This window comes from Roseovarius sp. MBR-51 (assembly GCF_053628575.1).
Map to the genome: position 1 here is coordinate 1 of NZ_JBRJGQ010000033.1, position 13,848 is coordinate 13,848.

Here is a 13,848-nt window from a genome sequence, read left to right on the forward strand (position 1 = left end):
CGAAATCCGAAAGGGCAAAAGTGGACGACTTTTACGCCGCCCGCGACAACACTATGCCGTCGCTACCGTGGCCGAGTATTGCTCCGCCGTTCACAAAATAGCTTAGCAATCCAAGCTTTGATGTTGTCTGTGTGTATGAATGCATAGGCATAGCTTTCTCGATCATCGCCCCGGTTCAAAGTGGCTTTGCTGACCCCGCAGTATTTGCACTTCTCCTGCGAACTCCAACTATGCTCCGTTCGTTCAAACCAAATATTCCCAGACTCGCAGTCAAACTTTTTAGTTACGGAGTGCTGTCCATTTGCTGATTTTGAACAGTAGACGCTTCGACGTGCCATCAAGCTTGTAATCTTTGTGATCGCAATGCCAAAGACTTGCTGAGTCAGGATGTGGTCCACCCGTTCTTGCAGATCAGGTATTTGGGGTTCTAACCCTCGGATTAGTCGTTGAGTGATCTCACGAAGGAACACGCCCGACTTTGTGAAGGGATCGAGAAATTTAACGGTTCCATCAGCCCAAATATCCGCGCCATTATGATCCGCCGCCCAAGCCGCAGCTACTGTGTCCAGCATCTGGTTGGCAAATTCAGGGGGGGTGAAGACCTCATCGTTCGACAGGTTCGCGATACAGGTCAGGACATCCGGGTTGCGCCCGCGTAAGGCAAAGCCCTCTTCAATATTCATGCGGCCTCCTGCGGGTTGTCGCCCCGTGCGGCCAGATCACGAACGGTCATCGGCGGGTAAGTCTTCGTGGGCGTGAAAATCTCATGCTTGCCTAGGTGAGAGAACAAGGTTCCTTCGGCGCTAAAGGCCGAAGAGCCGGTCAGTACGTCCAGCCTGAAATCCCGCCGCTGGAACTTGCCCTTGCCCAGATAGCCCCACTCGGAAAAGGTGATCGGCGCGCCGTCATGCCCCTTCATCGACAGGGCATCGCCCTCGATCAGATTCAGTGACAGCACATGGCAAGCGGCCCTGTACAGATCATCTGCTTCGTCGATCCTGAGGTAATCGACCAGCACTTCGAGCATGTTGGCGCGGCATTCGATAATGTTGTCTTCCAGAAGCTCGATGCCGTAAGCGCACATGAGGGCGAGAAGTGCGTATTGCCGCTTTTCAAATTCGGATTTCCCGAATTTCAATTCGACTGCGCAAAGCTTCCGCTTGAGGACCTTCACAAGAAAATTGCCACTACCACAGGCAGGTTCAAGAAACCGTGAGTCGATCCTCTCAGACTCTTCTTTCACCAGATCAAGCATAGCATCCACCATCCATTCCGGGGTGAATACTTCGCCATGATCGGCTACGCGTTTTTTCGACTTGATCAGGCTCATGGTTTATTCATGTCAGCAGGCAAAGCTTTATCCAAGGGCGTATTGAATTATTTGGCGAAATGCCCGGCGCGATCGGGCCAGCGCGCGCCTCACTCTAGGCGTTCAGCGATCCACATCTTGATCAGTGCCTGACGGGTGATGCCGAGCTTCTGGGCCTGCCGGTCCAGGCCTGCGACGACCCAAGTCGGGAAATCTACGTTCACCCGCTTGGCCTCGACATTGAGGCGGCGCGCCTTTGTCCAATCGACATGGGCGGACATGTCTTCGCCCGCCTCAAACCGTTCGTCGAATTCAGTCGCTTTCATAGTGGTCAATCTCCTGCGTGCGAGCGCGGCGCACGGAGATGATCCGCACCCGGTCGCTCCGGTATGTGTAGACAGCCGTCCAGTGCCTGGCCCCGATCATGCCAACCGCCAGAAAGCGTGGCTCATCCGTGACGTTGGCAGGGGCCTCGATCAGATAAGGATCATCCCAGAGAGCCTGGGCCTCATCAAAGTCGATCCCGTGCTTTTCACGGTTCGCGGCGCTTTTGTCGGGGTCATACTCGAACTTCATGAAGGGCAATATATGTTGAAAATGGTATAATTACTATACTTTTCAGCCACCCTACAATGACGAGATTTACTCAGTTAAAAAGCAGCAACGCCGCCCGCATGTCCTTAGGACATGCGGGCGGCGTTGCTGGCCAGTCAAGAGGCTTGTGCGAGTCCATCACGCTATCATTTGAACATCGCCAGTTGCTGGGGCTCCACCCAATACCCGCGCTGACGCTTGGAGGCTTCCAGTGTGACCAGAGCCGCAACGGCCTGGTTCTCGTCCTCGAACCAATCCATCCGCACCTGACCGCCCTGCCCTATGCGGCCCCATTCGCGGTACAGCGTCCATTCGCCGAACAGGTTCGGCATCACTGCCATCCTGTAGAACCGGGCCATTTTCTGCGCAGGCTGGCGTTTCTCAAGATAAGTCTGCATGGCCGTCACAGGTGATACTTGCGCGCAATTTCCAGCGCTTCAGCCTGTTCGGTACCGATGTATTCCTTGGTGCTTTCAATGCTGGCATGGCCGAGCAGGAGCTGGGCGGCGCGCAGGTTGCCGGTCTGCTGGTAGATGTGGGTGGGGAAGGTCCGGCGCAGCGAATGCAAGCCGTAGAGGCTGGGATCGAGGCGGGCCTTTTCCAGCCAGGAGCGGAACAGCCGCCAAAGCTGGCTTTCGCTGAGGTGGGTGTCGGCCCACCGTGCCCCCTGCCCCGTGAACAGCCAGCCGTGCAGCGGCTTTTCTGAAGCTGCGAGATAGGCGCGCAAGCTGTCACGCGTCCCGGAGGACAGGCGCGCTTGGACCGGACGCGCATTGCGCGTCTCGGTTTTCTTTTGTCGGATTTCGACGATTTCGCGCACCCCTGCCGGGGTGGCCACATCCGAGACCCGCAGGCGTACCAGGTCAGACCCCCGGAAACTGGTATCGAGGGCCACGTTGAACAGCGCCAGATCACGCAGGGCTTTCTCCTGGCGCAGGATCATCCGGATCAGGGAGACCTGGTCGGGCGTCAGCGGAGGTTTTTTGCCTACAACGCGACCCTTGTTCCAGGTGGTCTGGGCGGCAGCTTTCACGGGCATATCCTTGCGAGGTTATAGCGGTATAATACCTGGAAACCTTGCATGACGGAAGTGGGATGTTGTGAGACGCTGCACTTTCCCCATGTTTTGTTGGGTTCTTAGCTTGGGTGCTCATGCGAGCTTTTATCATAAAGCGCGCATGAGGGTCAGAGGTCGACACTCGCGGTAGTGCAGGCCTCTGTCGCAGATGCGGACGACCTTGAAGCGTATCTGAAAGCCCGGAAGTATCTTTGGGAGCGACATGGTCGGCTGCGTGGCCTCGGTCGAAGGCGGTGGCAAAGATCAGAACGATATCTGGGTTGTCGGTATATAAGAGAGTTCGACCGTGAAATTCGAAATCATGTTGGATCGCAACAGATAATTCTGACTATGACATCTGTGATCCCGGCAATGGCTCACTTTTGCGCGATAGACAGGGCAGCGCATCGACGGGGGCTGGAAAGGATCCAACTACTCCGCCCGAATGGAGAAAATGGCGAATTTTTACGCGCGGCCAACCGCAATCGCTGGTCACGGCCGCAGACGTCGAGGCTTGAAGCGACATGATCGCTCAAATATCAGGCTGTGAAGGCGGTCTACTTCTTTAGGGCTTTCATCACTGCGCCAACGATTGCGGTCAACACTGCGCCACCGCCGGCACCACCGACGACATCGCCCAGCAAGCCACCCATGGCGCTTGTCGCTTGGGGGTCCGTACCTGCGGCGCCGCCAAGGAGGATGCCGATGATTGAGCCGCCTGCCAGACCGCCAACGGCCCCGGAGATCAGCTTCGGAAGCTGGCCGAGGTCGATTTGCCTAACCGCCGCACCGACGGCCTGCCCGCCGACGACGCCGGTGATCACCTGAATGACGAGGGGAATGATTGCTTCCATGTCTGCGTTGTCCTTATTCTAGTGCCTGATGACGTCGCCGACGTCGGTCTGCCCTATCCAATGGTGGCCTAAATCCTAGCTGTAGACGTCCTCTTTTCCGAAGTGCTTGACCAGAAGATAGTAGATCACTGCGCGGTACTTGTTGCGTTCGGATTTCCCGTAGGTCTGGATTGCTTTCTGGATCGCTTCCATCAGTGCCGGGGACTCGGTCAGTCCGAGCTTTTTCACCAGAAAGTTGTTCTTGACGGTTTCCAGTTCGGACGCATCGCTCCCCGCGACGGTCGATGAGTCCGCATTGTAGATCGATGGGCCACAGCCGATTGTCACTTTTGTCAGCAGGTCCAAATCTGGCTCGACTCCGCATTTGTTTTTAAGATCATCCGCATAGCGCGTGATAAGTTCATCCCGTTTACTCACTCGGGTATCCTCCCGTCAAAATTGTGTGCCGTCACAGACTATCGACAAAATTCCACGAGACAAGACTGTCACTACTTTTAAAGTCGGCCTGACTGACCACGAGGTATAGCTGGGCGACAAAAGCGGCAACCCGTGCCCGGTGCGACATCGACATGTGGTAAAGTGGATACAAACAGGGATTTCGCCACGCTGTCCACGAACACCCGCTTTATGTCTTCATGCGAGCTTTCAACCAAAAGCTTGCATGGGGGCGTGAGCTTCGCGTCAATGTGACCCTTTGTTTGGCGCAACCTCTTTACTTGTACTTAATGTTGTACATATAAGGTTGCGACAACAAGGAGAGTCGACATGGATGTTATGACCTACTCAGACGCACGCGCTCAGCTGAAGGGCGTCATGGATCGTGCGATCCATGACAAGCAAGAAGTTGTCGTGACGCGCAAGAAAGGCGAGTCTGTCGTCGTCGTTTCCCTGGAAACCTGGAACGCCGTCAACGAGACATTACACCTCCTGTCCACACCTAAAAACGCATCCCGCTTGCGCGCGTCGATCGCGCAACTCGATGCTGGAACTGGCGAAGAGCGTGAGCTGACCGAGTGAAGCTGGTTTTTTCCAATCAGGCCTGGGAAGATTATCAGTACTGGGTCAGCACCAACGACAAGGTACGTGACCGGATCAACGAGCTGATCAAGCAGTGCAAGCGGACCCCCTTCAAGGGAACCGGCAAGCCGGAACCTTTGAAGGGCGATTTGACTGGTTGGTGGTCCCGGCGAATTTCTCAGGAAGATCGAATGGTCTACCGGGTCAGTGGAGCTGGCGATGGCCAAAGCCTAGAGATTGCGCAACTGCGGTTCCATTACTGAAAACCCGTAGGGTTGAACGACCTAAATGTGACGAGGTCGAACGTCTCAAAGCATCCTCAAAGTTAACTCCAACTATGTCGTTAAAGTTAAATCTATAAATAATGTTAACGACATAGTTGACGTTAGAGTTAAACGCAGGCAATCTACCGCCATGTATGTAATCACCTTCGCAAACCCGAAAGGTGGCTCGGGGAAAACCACGTCCGCCATGCTCTTGGCTGAACAGATCGCTATTTCTGGCGGTCGCGTTGCGATTCTCGATCTGGACCCGAACGCCAACATCCTTGCATGGGCCCAGACGCGCGAAGCCGAGGGTAGAGACGTTCCTTTCACAGTTCATGCACGACCGCAGGCCGAAGAGACGGTCGAGCTCATCGACAGCCTATCCGACGAGGCTGACTATCTCATTATCGACCTTGAAGGGTCGAAGGATCAGATCGTCACTTTCGCGCTATCGCGGACAGATTTGTGCATCATCCCGCTCGATGGCTCGCCTATGGAAGCCCGGCAAGCCGCGCAAGCGGTTCGCTTGGTACAAACCACAGCGAACATGATCCGCGCGCAAATCAACTACGCCCTCTTGTTCACTCGCACCAACGCCGCGTTCCAGACCACGGATGAGCGCGACGTGCGGCAAGAAATGGAGCTCAACAACATCCCGACGCTACCCGTTCGGATCGCCAAGCGCGCGCCTTACACCCGCATCTTCCGGGACGGTGTGCTCTTGTCAGAGCTGCCTGACATCGTGACGCAAGAAATGCAGGGCAAAACCGCGTCTGTATCCGACAAGGCCATGAAGCAGGTGACCGGAGCCATCGAGAATGCCCGCGACTACGCACAAACCGTCATTGCAACCCTTACCAAGGAGCAAGTGGCATGAGCGGGAAATACGGCTTCTCAGGCGGGATCGACCTGCCCAAGACAACACCAGCGCCCAAAGCTCGACCAAAGGTCGATGGCAGCTCATTAAGCGAGGCCGTCAAGGCCGGTGCCGATCTTGGCTTCGTCAACAGGGAGCCTACGACGCGCCTTAAACCTGGTCCCAAACGCAAAGAGCCGCAGGACAAAGTTTCGATACCTGGCCCGAAGCGCGTAGTAGATGATTTCCGGGCTTTTTGTTCGACGCGCGATCTTACCCTTTGGCAGGGCTTGGAGTTGTTGCTTGAAGAACAGAAGGGTAGAAGCGGCTAAGGGTTGCCGCGTTTCTCAAAGATTTTCCGGCAGAACCCTAAGAACGCCCGGTCCGGGTTGGCCGGTGCATCAAGACCACCGTCGGCCATCCATTCGCGCCATTCTTGCTCTAGCGTGTAGATATCCCATCCCGGCGCAACCTTACGAGCTTCCTGATAAACGTCAGGGCTCAAACGGATCGCCCCGGATGGAGCCGCCAGAGCTTGCGGCTTTTCCGCGTGACGGTTTACAAATACGACCATGTTTTCGTCTAACCGTACTGAATAGTCCGGCATGTGATTGTACGCCTCATCTTGAGCGACAATGTTGCCGACCAGCCGCTTAAACTCGCGAGAGGTCGAAGCCGATCCGCACTTGTCTTGCAAAGCAGAAAGACTGATTTTCCACTCTTTCTTCGAGCCACAGTGCTTGCGGGCGATCTCATAGATGCGCCGCTCTAATGGCTTACGCAGCCGGAAATAGTTCCGGTGGAGGGTCAAAACTTCATGCGCTTGAATCGCGTTGAACACCCAATCTGAGAGCTGCACCTCGATCTCCTGCATTCGACCATCGCGGGTTTCACGTACGATACGAGCGCGGTCGATGATGCTGAAAATATCCAATTGCTCGACATCGCCGGTCACGATGTTCGTCTCAATCTGTGTCCCTTGCAGCCGGGCGAGGGCGCTTCGAAGGCCGCTATATCCACGCCCATCGGATGGCCGGTTCGTTGCTTTCAGAAGGTCGAACGCCTTCAGGCGAACGATTTTTGAAACCTTCTGACCTTTGTTGATAGCTGCCATAATTTGACTGATGCAGTAGATCAGCACATCGCGATCGTGGATCGTTGCCAGACCATCGGATGAAGGTTTCACTTCGAGATAGTTTCGCCCCGTCCCATCTTCGTATCGCCGCACTCGGTGATCTGGTTTTGTAGAAAGCGAAAAAATCGGATGCGCCATCGAAGCCATGTCACCCTTGGGTGCGGCATCAAAGATATCGCATACAAAAAAGTCGCCTTGTTCCTGCCGATCTGGCAGCAAGGGGGAGCGGTCGCCGTCTTTCGTGATTTCACACACCATGGCCTATGTTTCGTGATTTCACACACACGGTCAAGCCCTTTCGTGATTTCACACACAGGCACAGAGCTTTCGTGTCTTTACACACGTTCCTTCGTGTCTTTACACACGCTTTATCGTGACTCTACACACAGGCCACTTCTAAAAGCCTAATTAATTCATAGCCCTAATAACACTTATCCACAGCGTAACACCTTATATAACACATATTTAACACTACAAAATTTCCCATCATTTCAGCAGTGGCTTTCCGAACCCAAACACATGGAGAAGTGCTCGCAACTAAGAATGCGCCCGAAAAGCAGCGTAACGTGCCTCAGTTCAAGGGGTTCTGATCGAACCTTCCACGGTAGATATTGCTCTTGAAGTACACATTCTGCTTGGCCTTGAGCGGGTTGCGATTGCCCACCAACAGCAGCAGATCATCCGCCTTCATACCCGTGATCTGCTCAGCCGTCATGAGCTTCTGTCGCTGCTCTGAATAGGAAAAATCCCTGCCCTCATTTGGGGCTTTGCCCTCTCGAATTTGCTGAGAATAGACAGTGCTTTCCCCGAGGTGCCGCGCAGCCCATTCGGCGGTTTCGATATCGTTGAGGTTGAACACGCGCTTGGTGATGCAGGAGCCGAAGATCGAGCGGGCATCGTTCGGCCCATAGGCCTTTTCGACCTGACCCGTGTCTTGCGTGACGAACAGCCCTTCCACACCGGCTCCTGCGGCGACGTTGGCAATGTTCATGATCTGCTCCATGCGACCCATCCGCACGAATTCATCGAGAACCAACAGGATCGGAGCCTTGACCTTGCGCCGTCCGTCCTGGCGCACGACCGTGCCCAGGACGAGGTTGATAAACAGGCGCATGAAGATCGCTTGCTTGTCCACCTGGTCGAGCGGCACCGCGATGAAGAGATCGACCCGATCATCGAGAAGGTCATCCATGCGGAAGCTAGACCCAGCCAGGAAGTGGCGCATGTTGTCGGACTGCATCCACTCAAAAGCTTTTGAGACCGCTGTCTGAATCGACCCGCGTTCTCTGTCTCCCGCGCGCAGAATGGTGGCGGCGGTCTGGGCCGGGCGGTGGCCGACAAGGTCGCCATTTTCAGCCCAGGCCTCAAGCGTGCCGTCGAGGTTTGCTGACAGAAGCAGATCGGCGACGGCGATCAGATTGCGCCGGTTGGGTTCTTCCTGCGTCACGACCACTTCAATTGCCGCCGCGACCAGCTGGCGGGCCATTTCCGAAAAATGCGCGCCGTCTCCCTGTTCGGGTTTGACCAGGCCGTCCGCAACCAGGGCCACGTCTCGCGCCAGCTCGTGGGGCCGGATGTAGTCGAGCGGGTTGAATTGATCCTGTCCATCCTCGACGAGGCCGAAGGGGTTGAGAACTGCCACCTTGCGCCCAAGCTCTTCGCGGTGCCGCCGCGTGACCGCAAAATTTTCGCCCTTGATGTCCAGGACGACGACCGGCCCCTGGTGATCGAGGATCGCCGGGATCACGGCGCTGACGCCCTTGCCGCCCCGTGTGCCGGAGACGACGAGGTGATGCCCGCCGCGCCATCCCTTCGCATCGTTTTTGACGTAGCGCAGGAGCTTGCCCTTGTGCAGGGCGAGGGGCAGGCCGGTCTTGTTGCGCACAAGCTGGGCAATGTCGCGCGGGTCCATCCATCCCGCTTGCCACGGGCCAGTGCGCGATTTGCGGTTGCGGCCAATGCGCGGATTGAAGATCGCCACCAGCGGGGTGCTGACAGCGACAGCCACTCCGAAGGCCCCAAGCGCGAAGGAGATCGCCATGGCCTGTTTCTGCGGATCAGAATATCTGGCCAGGCCCTTGAGGCCCTCCCAAATGGCGCGGGGGAGGGGCCAGCCTGCGCCCGTCCATGCCTGGACAGTCGCCAGCATGTCGCTGAACGGCCCTCTGAGGGGCATCAGGGCCGTGAGGGCGGCTGCGCACAGGAAGACCCATGCGAGGAGCTTAAGGGGCCACCTCAGGCGCTCTGCTGTGGTCCCGAGGGTGTCGAGGATCGCGGCCACGGCGATGATCGGGAAGGCATAGGTGGTTACCGGGTAGATCGCGACCGCTTGCGGGGCGAGGATCAGGGCGGCAGCGGCTACGATCACAGCGCCGATCATGATCACCCAGTGGCGGGCTTCCAGAACAAAACTCATGACCGGTCCTCGTCGCTATCGGGAAACAGAATCTGCCAGAGCCCCCGGTCGCGATCCCGCTGGGTGAGGCGGTCTGGCAGATCGCGCCGCACGATGCTCTGAAGAGCAGGTTCGGCGCTCAAACGGTCGAAGACCAAAGTGCCCAGGAGCCATTTGAGGCGGTCTTCGTCTTTCTTCTCAGACAGACGCCGCCGGGCATCGAGCGCTGCGATTTGAGCGTCGAGCTGGGCTTTCTTCTCGGCCAGTTCTTCGAGGTGAATGTCAGGCGGGCGGCTTTGGGACATGGGGCAACCTTTGGAATATTGGGATTAACGTAGCGGTTGAATCTTATGTTGAAAAGAAACAAATGCGCGCTTATACATTGTCTCCGACAACGTGCGCGTCCTCATGGGGGTAAACCCCCGCGCCGGACGGCTTTCCCCCAAGGCGGCGATGCCGCCTAAACGAGGGTTTCACCCTCGCGCTCCCGACCAGCGCAACCAGGCGCTGGACCCTGTTTGAAGAGAGGCGTCCCAGACGTGGCGATCTATCATTTCACAGCAAAAGTGATCAGCCGGGCAGGGGGCCGGTCATCGGTCGCAGCCGCCGCCTACCGAACGGCTGGGCGGCTGCGGGATGACCGGCAGGGGTTGGAGCATGACTACAGCCGCAAGGGCGGAGTTGTGCATTCCGAGATCATGGCCCCCGAAAATGCGCCCGACTGGATGCGCGATCGCGACCAGCTCTGGAATGCGGTCGAGGCGGTCGAGAAACGCCGTGACGCCCAACTTGCTCGCGAGATCGAAGTGGCGCTGCCGCGTGAGCTTGATCGGGGCGAGAGGTTGGAGTTGTTGCGCGGATTCGTGCAGCGAGAATTTGTCGATCGCGGCATGATCGCGGACGTGGCCGTTCACGAGGGCAAGGCCCGTGATGGCCACGATCAGCCCCATGCACATGTCATGCTGACCATGCGCGAGCTGACCGGCGAGGGGTTCGGGAAGAAGGATCGCAGCTGGAATGCGCCGGACCTGCTGATGGGCTGGCGCGAAGCCTGGGCGCGAGATGCGAACACGGCCCTTGAACGGGCAGGGCGGTCGGAGCGGATCGACCACCGGTCCCTTGATGTTCAGCGCGCCGAAGCCGAGCAACAGGTCGAGCGGGCGCGCGGGGGCGGGCAGGAAGAGCTGGCGCTTGAGCACGAGAAAAAAGTGGTCGAGCTCAGCCGGGAACCTGAGCCGAAAATCGGCCCATCGGCCAATGCCCAGGAGAAACGCGGGATCGTCACGGAGCGCGGTGAGGCTTTCCGCGCGGCGCAGGCGCGCAATGCACAGCGCCAAGAGTTGGGCTGGCGGCAGTTGGAATTGCGTCTTGAGCTGATGGAGCGCGGGCGCGCCTTCATTGCCACCGCGCGCGAGCGGCTGGATCAGCTATGGGGCCGCGCCGAGGCGGCGATGTCACGGATCAGGGAGAGGTTTATGGGCGAGGTTGAGAGGCCGCAGGCTGGTGCCGATCGGGGCGACATGGATGCGCGTCGGGCGGCGGTATTGGGGCGCGATGTTGATCGACCCGAGGTTCAAGCGCCGGATGTCGGGCGGGAGCGCGCCCCGTCCGACGATCCTATTCGGGAGCGTCTGAACGCCATCCTTGGGCGTGGGCGTGATATCGGGCAGGAACGTGATGCCGCCGCCGTCGAGCGGGACATTGCCGCCCGTGACGGCGAAGGCCGTGACCAAGGGCGGCGGGATGACATTCTCGGTCGCGGGCGGGATACTGCGTCCGAGCGCGGGCAGGGCCGCGATCGCGACAGAGACAGAGACAGAGAACGATGAAAGACATTTACAGAGAGGTGGCCAAGATGAAGAAATGGCGCGTTGTTCTCGACGCCGCGAAGGCCCCGACCTGCGGTGACTGGGTTGCCGTGAGCGGGCTTTGCCCGGGTGAGGAGGAAACCGCACGGTTCCTCTTTTTGGACGGGACGGAGGCAGATGGGTTCACGTTCCTCGATGCCCCGCAGGAGCAGGTTGGCAACTCTCCCAGTGGCGAGCAGGTTCCGTGGCTGCACTTTCCAGACTGCATGGAGATCGTCGGAGTGGAACGTCAGGAATGGCGACCGCCGAGCTGGCCGCACGACAAGACGTTGTGGCGTCTGACCTTGGTGAGCCTGCCGTCGAATGTTGCGTTCGAGAAACGGCTTTTGGACGGTCAAGAAAGCAGGCGTGGCGTCTTGAGCCGGTTCGGGCTGAAATAGCGCTGGCGCGAGCCAGCTTTTGGTCACATGTGAGGCGGCATTCACTTTGCCGCTTCGGCAAGCTCATGGGTGGTTTTGAGAATGATTTCGACAAGCTGGATACGCTCGCCCTTGTGTTCCCACATATCCACTGTCGCCCAGAGGATCCCAGTCACGGTTACGGCTATTTCCCGCAGCTCCCGTTCAAGGTCCAAGGGGCCGGTACGAAAGCCATTATCATCTGCATAAATGAGATAGTTGCGGCCCCCGGAGCCTTCCTTCAAAAGCCGATGGACATCCTTCTCGTTTGTGAAACGGGCGTATATGTCATCTGCGAAAGACGCGCTGGAATTGCCGTTTTGGTCTACGGACCCCAGCAAGCGCATTGATGCAACCTGATATGATACCTGTCCATTGTCCTCGTATCTGACCGCAATCCGGTCATGATCGGCCTGATAGGCCAAACCGATCTTGTAGGCACCCAGTAATTCGATGATTTGACCGCAGAGCCAGGGCAGCGTTGATTTATGGACGTGGTCTTTGGGGCTGACCTTCTTGGCGAGAGCCGTATAGCCGCTTTTCTTGGCGCATGCGATGAAAGCGGCCACGGCCTCTTCCAGCGCGTGCATCAGGAAGAACGTTGCCGGTACACGATAGCCGCGCTCTCCTTCGCGATAGGTCGTGCTTTCGAGCGTAGCGATCCCGCCCGCCCAGTATAGGCTTCGCACGGCATTATGCGCACAGAATTTCGCCCGACCAGGCAATACCTCGATCCGGTCGCGCACCCATCTCGCCATATCGCTTTCCACCACCCTCAGCAGTTCTGGATTCATCGGCTCTGTCATTGCATCGTCCTTAATCTGCTTGTTTCACGCCTAGCACGGGGGGTGCGGTTCTGGCCGCAATATTATTCTGTCATTTCTCGCACGCTTCCTGTCCATTCTCTTATCGGCATTACGTCAGGGCCTGCACGTCTAGCGGCTCCGTCCGATTGCGGCAGCAGTTACATGGCCGTGTAAACACGACGAGTGTTTCGATCAGGCTGAATTGTGTGATCCCGGCAGTGCGCCGGTCTCGCTTTGAGCGATAGACAGGGCAGGGGATCGACGGGCTGACGCCCGCTCACCCCGGCCCTGACCGTTTCCAAATCCTGTTGATCCGCCTGCCATCCTGTCCGGTCCGAGAAAACCGGCAAGCGCCACCTGCGGCGTCGGTTCCGATCGAGAATTCCGGTTCCTCCCACGCGCAGGCGCGCGGTTCCCTCCCAAATTCACGCCCTCCACCCGGTTGTCACGGCCCCGCCAGGCCGCAGGACGGGCTTTGCCCTTACCTGCTCTGCCCTTCGGAATGCATGGGCATTCCAAAGATCAGAACAGGAAGGCCCGCCCATCGGCGGAAAGGGGAAGAGACCCGGACCGCGTCACTCGAAGGAGGGTCACAAATGACCGCAGAGAAGTTTGACGTTTATTCCCATGTCACCAATCAGATCATCGTGCAGATCGAGGCGGGAACGCCGCCCTGGCGCAAGCCGTGGACCGGCGGCGGGGCATCGGTCAGCTTGCCGGAACGGTTCAACGGCGAAGCCTATCGAGGCATCAATATCCTGATGCTTTGGGCGACCGCGATGGCCAAGGACTATACCTCTGCCCGCTGGATGACGTTCAATCAGGCCAAGCAGCTTGGGGGCCGTGTCGGCAAGGGCGAGAAATCCGCAACCGTGGTGAAATACGGCACCGTCGAGCGTGAGGACGAGAACGGCGAGGAACGCCAGATCCCCTATGCCAAGGCCTACCGTGTGTTCAACGCCGATCAGATCGAGGGCCTGCCCACTGAATTCTATATCCAGCCTGATCCGCCCCGTGATCTTGGCACTGTGGCCGACCCCGAGTTGGAGGCGTTCTTTGCCGCGAGTGGCGCGCAGATCGACGTGACCGAGGAGCCGCGCGCCTATTACAACATCAAGACCGACCGCATTCACATGCCGCCGATCGCGACCTTTCACAGGGCCGCAGGATATTACGGCACCTTGGCGCATGAGTTGACGCATAATGCCGCGCTTCGGATTATGCCGCGCTTGTTCAGGCGAAGTCTTGTTTCCTGCGGTTTTTGTCGTTTTGCTGCTGCATAAGACTATAGTT

Annotated in this window: 19 protein-coding genes; 7 read left to right on the forward strand and 12 right to left on the reverse strand. The window is 57.8% G+C overall.

The features are described from left to right. Positions 1-62 precede the first annotated feature (62 nt). The 8 genes from ACSSVY_RS21615 to ACSSVY_RS21650 all read right to left on the reverse strand — a co-directional run bounded on the left by ACSSVY_RS21615 (position 63) and on the right by ACSSVY_RS21650 (position 4,231). Entirely contained in the window at positions 63-683 is a 621-nt protein-coding gene (locus ACSSVY_RS21615) for an Eco57I restriction-modification methylase domain-containing protein (RefSeq protein ID WP_454272019.1), read from the reverse strand. Then, positions 680-1,330: an N-6 DNA methylase gene (locus tag ACSSVY_RS21620; RefSeq protein ID WP_454272021.1), complete on the reverse strand. Its 651-nt coding sequence runs from the start codon at positions 1,328-1,330 to the stop codon at positions 680-682. Before ACSSVY_RS21620 ends, ACSSVY_RS21615 begins: the two co-directional genes overlap by 4 nt. Positions 1,331-1,419: 89 nt before the next feature. Next, positions 1,420-1,635 (reverse strand): type II toxin-antitoxin system BrnA family antitoxin, encoded by a 216-nt coding sequence (gene brnA, locus ACSSVY_RS21625; protein ID WP_037931637.1) that lies wholly within the window; start codon positions 1,633-1,635, stop codon positions 1,420-1,422. Next, on the reverse strand, positions 1,622-1,885 hold the full coding sequence (locus tag ACSSVY_RS21630) for a BrnT family toxin (protein WP_152494733.1): 264 nt from the start codon (positions 1,883-1,885) through the stop codon (positions 1,622-1,624). The genes brnA and ACSSVY_RS21630 overlap by 14 nt, the downstream gene beginning before the upstream one ends. 164 nt (positions 1,886-2,049) lie before the next feature. Beyond that, the gene (locus ACSSVY_RS21635) at positions 2,050-2,301 is read right to left on the reverse strand and encodes a WGR domain-containing protein (protein ID WP_454272023.1); all 252 of its coding nucleotides are present in this window, start codon (positions 2,299-2,301) and stop codon (positions 2,050-2,052) included. Positions 2,302-2,306: 5 nt separating this feature from the next. Then, positions 2,307-2,936 carry a tyrosine-type recombinase/integrase gene (locus tag ACSSVY_RS21640; RefSeq protein WP_454272025.1) on the reverse strand — a complete coding sequence of 210 codons (630 nt, stop codon included), beginning with the start codon at positions 2,934-2,936 and terminating at the stop codon, positions 2,307-2,309. A 581-nt stretch (positions 2,937-3,517) separates the two neighbouring features. Continuing rightward, positions 3,518-3,814, reverse strand: a complete 297-nt coding sequence (locus ACSSVY_RS21645) for a hypothetical protein (protein WP_454272027.1) — start codon at positions 3,812-3,814, stop codon at positions 3,518-3,520. 75 nt (positions 3,815-3,889) lie between these two features. Continuing rightward, complete coding sequence (locus ACSSVY_RS21650) at positions 3,890-4,231, reverse strand: DUF2853 family protein (RefSeq protein ID WP_454272029.1); 342 nt, start codon at positions 4,229-4,231, stop codon at positions 3,890-3,892. A gap of 348 nt (positions 4,232-4,579) precedes the next feature. On the opposite strand from ACSSVY_RS21650, the gene ACSSVY_RS21655 reads away from it, so the two are divergent. The 4 genes from ACSSVY_RS21655 to ACSSVY_RS21670 all read left to right on the forward strand — a co-directional run bounded on the left by ACSSVY_RS21655 (position 4,580) and on the right by ACSSVY_RS21670 (position 6,285). Next, the gene (locus ACSSVY_RS21655; RefSeq protein WP_174861630.1) at positions 4,580-4,831 is read left to right on the forward strand and encodes a type II toxin-antitoxin system Phd/YefM family antitoxin; all 252 of its coding nucleotides are present in this window, start codon (positions 4,580-4,582) and stop codon (positions 4,829-4,831) included. Next, on the forward strand, positions 4,828-5,094 hold the full coding sequence (locus tag ACSSVY_RS21660; protein ID WP_127044728.1) for a Txe/YoeB family addiction module toxin: 267 nt from the start codon (positions 4,828-4,830) through the stop codon (positions 5,092-5,094). The genes ACSSVY_RS21655 and ACSSVY_RS21660 overlap by 4 nt, the downstream gene beginning before the upstream one ends. Before the next feature lie 151 nt (positions 5,095-5,245). After that, positions 5,246-5,974, forward strand: coding sequence for a ParA family protein (locus ACSSVY_RS21665; RefSeq protein WP_066009097.1), 729 nt, complete (start codon positions 5,246-5,248; stop codon positions 5,972-5,974). Then, complete coding sequence (locus ACSSVY_RS21670) at positions 5,971-6,285, forward strand: hypothetical protein (RefSeq protein ID WP_454272031.1); 315 nt, start codon at positions 5,971-5,973, stop codon at positions 6,283-6,285. Before ACSSVY_RS21665 ends, ACSSVY_RS21670 begins: the two co-directional genes overlap by 4 nt. Here ACSSVY_RS21670 and ACSSVY_RS21675 read toward each other — a convergent pair. From ACSSVY_RS21675 to ACSSVY_RS21685, 3 genes are all read right to left on the reverse strand, one after another. Next, positions 6,282-7,346, reverse strand: coding sequence for a replication initiator protein A (locus ACSSVY_RS21675; protein WP_074637844.1), 1,065 nt, complete (start codon positions 7,344-7,346; stop codon positions 6,282-6,284). The two genes, ACSSVY_RS21670 and ACSSVY_RS21675, sit on opposite strands and share 4 nt — an antisense overlap. Positions 7,347-7,659: 313 nt before the next feature. Next, the gene (locus ACSSVY_RS21680; protein ID WP_454272033.1) at positions 7,660-9,504 is read right to left on the reverse strand and encodes a type IV secretory system conjugative DNA transfer family protein; all 1,845 of its coding nucleotides are present in this window, start codon (positions 9,502-9,504) and stop codon (positions 7,660-7,662) included. Beyond that, positions 9,501-9,788, reverse strand: a complete 288-nt coding sequence (locus ACSSVY_RS21685; RefSeq protein WP_454272035.1) for a hypothetical protein — start codon at positions 9,786-9,788, stop codon at positions 9,501-9,503. The genes ACSSVY_RS21680 and ACSSVY_RS21685 overlap by 4 nt, the downstream gene beginning before the upstream one ends. A 234-nt stretch (positions 9,789-10,022) precedes the next feature. Here ACSSVY_RS21685 and mobQ point away from each other — a divergent pair, with 234 nt between their 5' ends. Both mobQ and ACSSVY_RS21695 read left to right on the forward strand, forming a co-directional pair. After that, positions 10,023-11,312, forward strand: coding sequence for a MobQ family relaxase (gene mobQ, locus ACSSVY_RS21690; protein WP_454272037.1), 1,290 nt, complete (start codon positions 10,023-10,025; stop codon positions 11,310-11,312). Continuing rightward, positions 11,309-11,731 (forward strand): hypothetical protein, encoded by a 423-nt coding sequence (locus ACSSVY_RS21695; RefSeq protein WP_454272039.1) that lies wholly within the window; start codon positions 11,309-11,311, stop codon positions 11,729-11,731. The genes mobQ and ACSSVY_RS21695 overlap by 4 nt, the downstream gene beginning before the upstream one ends. 41 nt (positions 11,732-11,772) lie before the next feature. Here the strand turns inward: ACSSVY_RS21695 and ACSSVY_RS21700 are convergent, their stop codons facing one another. Then, positions 11,773-12,555, reverse strand: coding sequence for a hypothetical protein (locus ACSSVY_RS21700; protein WP_454272040.1), 783 nt, complete (start codon positions 12,553-12,555; stop codon positions 11,773-11,775). 596 nt (positions 12,556-13,151) lie between these two features. Between ACSSVY_RS21700 and ACSSVY_RS21705 the strand changes: the two genes are divergently transcribed. Continuing rightward, on the forward strand, positions 13,152-13,838 hold the full coding sequence (locus tag ACSSVY_RS21705; protein ID WP_454272041.1) for an ArdC family protein: 687 nt from the start codon (positions 13,152-13,154) through the stop codon (positions 13,836-13,838). The last annotated feature ends 10 nt before the right edge of the window (positions 13,839-13,848 follow it).

Bases quoted from the DNA above. Each gene is read 5' to 3' on its own strand.
- ACSSVY_RS21620 (WP_454272021.1), bottom strand. From the start codon at position 1,330: ATGAGCCTGATCAAGTCGAAAAAACGCGTAGCCGATCATGGCGAAGTA.
- ACSSVY_RS21695 (WP_454272039.1), top strand. From the start codon at position 11,309: ATGAAAGACATTTACAGAGAGGTGGCCAAGATGAAGAAATGGCGCGTT.
- ACSSVY_RS21630 (WP_152494733.1), bottom strand. From the start codon at position 1,885: ATGAAGTTCGAGTATGACCCCGACAAAAGCGCCGCGAACCGTGAAAAG.
- ACSSVY_RS21685 (WP_454272035.1), bottom strand. From the start codon at position 9,788: ATGTCCCAAAGCCGCCCGCCTGACATTCACCTCGAAGAACTGGCCGAG.
- ACSSVY_RS21670 (WP_454272031.1), top strand. From the start codon at position 5,971: ATGAGCGGGAAATACGGCTTCTCAGGCGGGATCGACCTGCCCAAGACA.
- ACSSVY_RS21645 (WP_454272027.1), bottom strand. From the start codon at position 3,814: ATGGAAGCAATCATTCCCCTCGTCATTCAGGTGATCACCGGCGTCGTC.
- ACSSVY_RS21680 (WP_454272033.1), bottom strand. From the start codon at position 9,504: ATGAGTTTTGTTCTGGAAGCCCGCCACTGGGTGATCATGATCGGCGCT.
- ACSSVY_RS21700 (WP_454272040.1), bottom strand. From the start codon at position 12,555: ATGACAGAGCCGATGAATCCAGAACTGCTGAGGGTGGTGGAAAGCGAT.
- ACSSVY_RS21665 (WP_066009097.1), top strand. From the start codon at position 5,246: ATGTATGTAATCACCTTCGCAAACCCGAAAGGTGGCTCGGGGAAAACC.
- brnA (WP_037931637.1), bottom strand. From the start codon at position 1,635: ATGAAAGCGACTGAATTCGACGAACGGTTTGAGGCGGGCGAAGACATG.
- ACSSVY_RS21615 (WP_454272019.1), bottom strand. From the start codon at position 683: ATGAATATTGAAGAGGGCTTTGCCTTACGCGGGCGCAACCCGGATGTC.
- ACSSVY_RS21655 (WP_174861630.1), top strand. From the start codon at position 4,580: ATGGATGTTATGACCTACTCAGACGCACGCGCTCAGCTGAAGGGCGTC.
- ACSSVY_RS21635 (WP_454272023.1), bottom strand. From the start codon at position 2,301: ATGCAGACTTATCTTGAGAAACGCCAGCCTGCGCAGAAAATGGCCCGG.
- ACSSVY_RS21705 (WP_454272041.1), top strand. From the start codon at position 13,152: ATGACCGCAGAGAAGTTTGACGTTTATTCCCATGTCACCAATCAGATC.
- ACSSVY_RS21675 (WP_074637844.1), bottom strand. From the start codon at position 7,346: ATGGTGTGTGAAATCACGAAAGACGGCGACCGCTCCCCCTTGCTGCCA.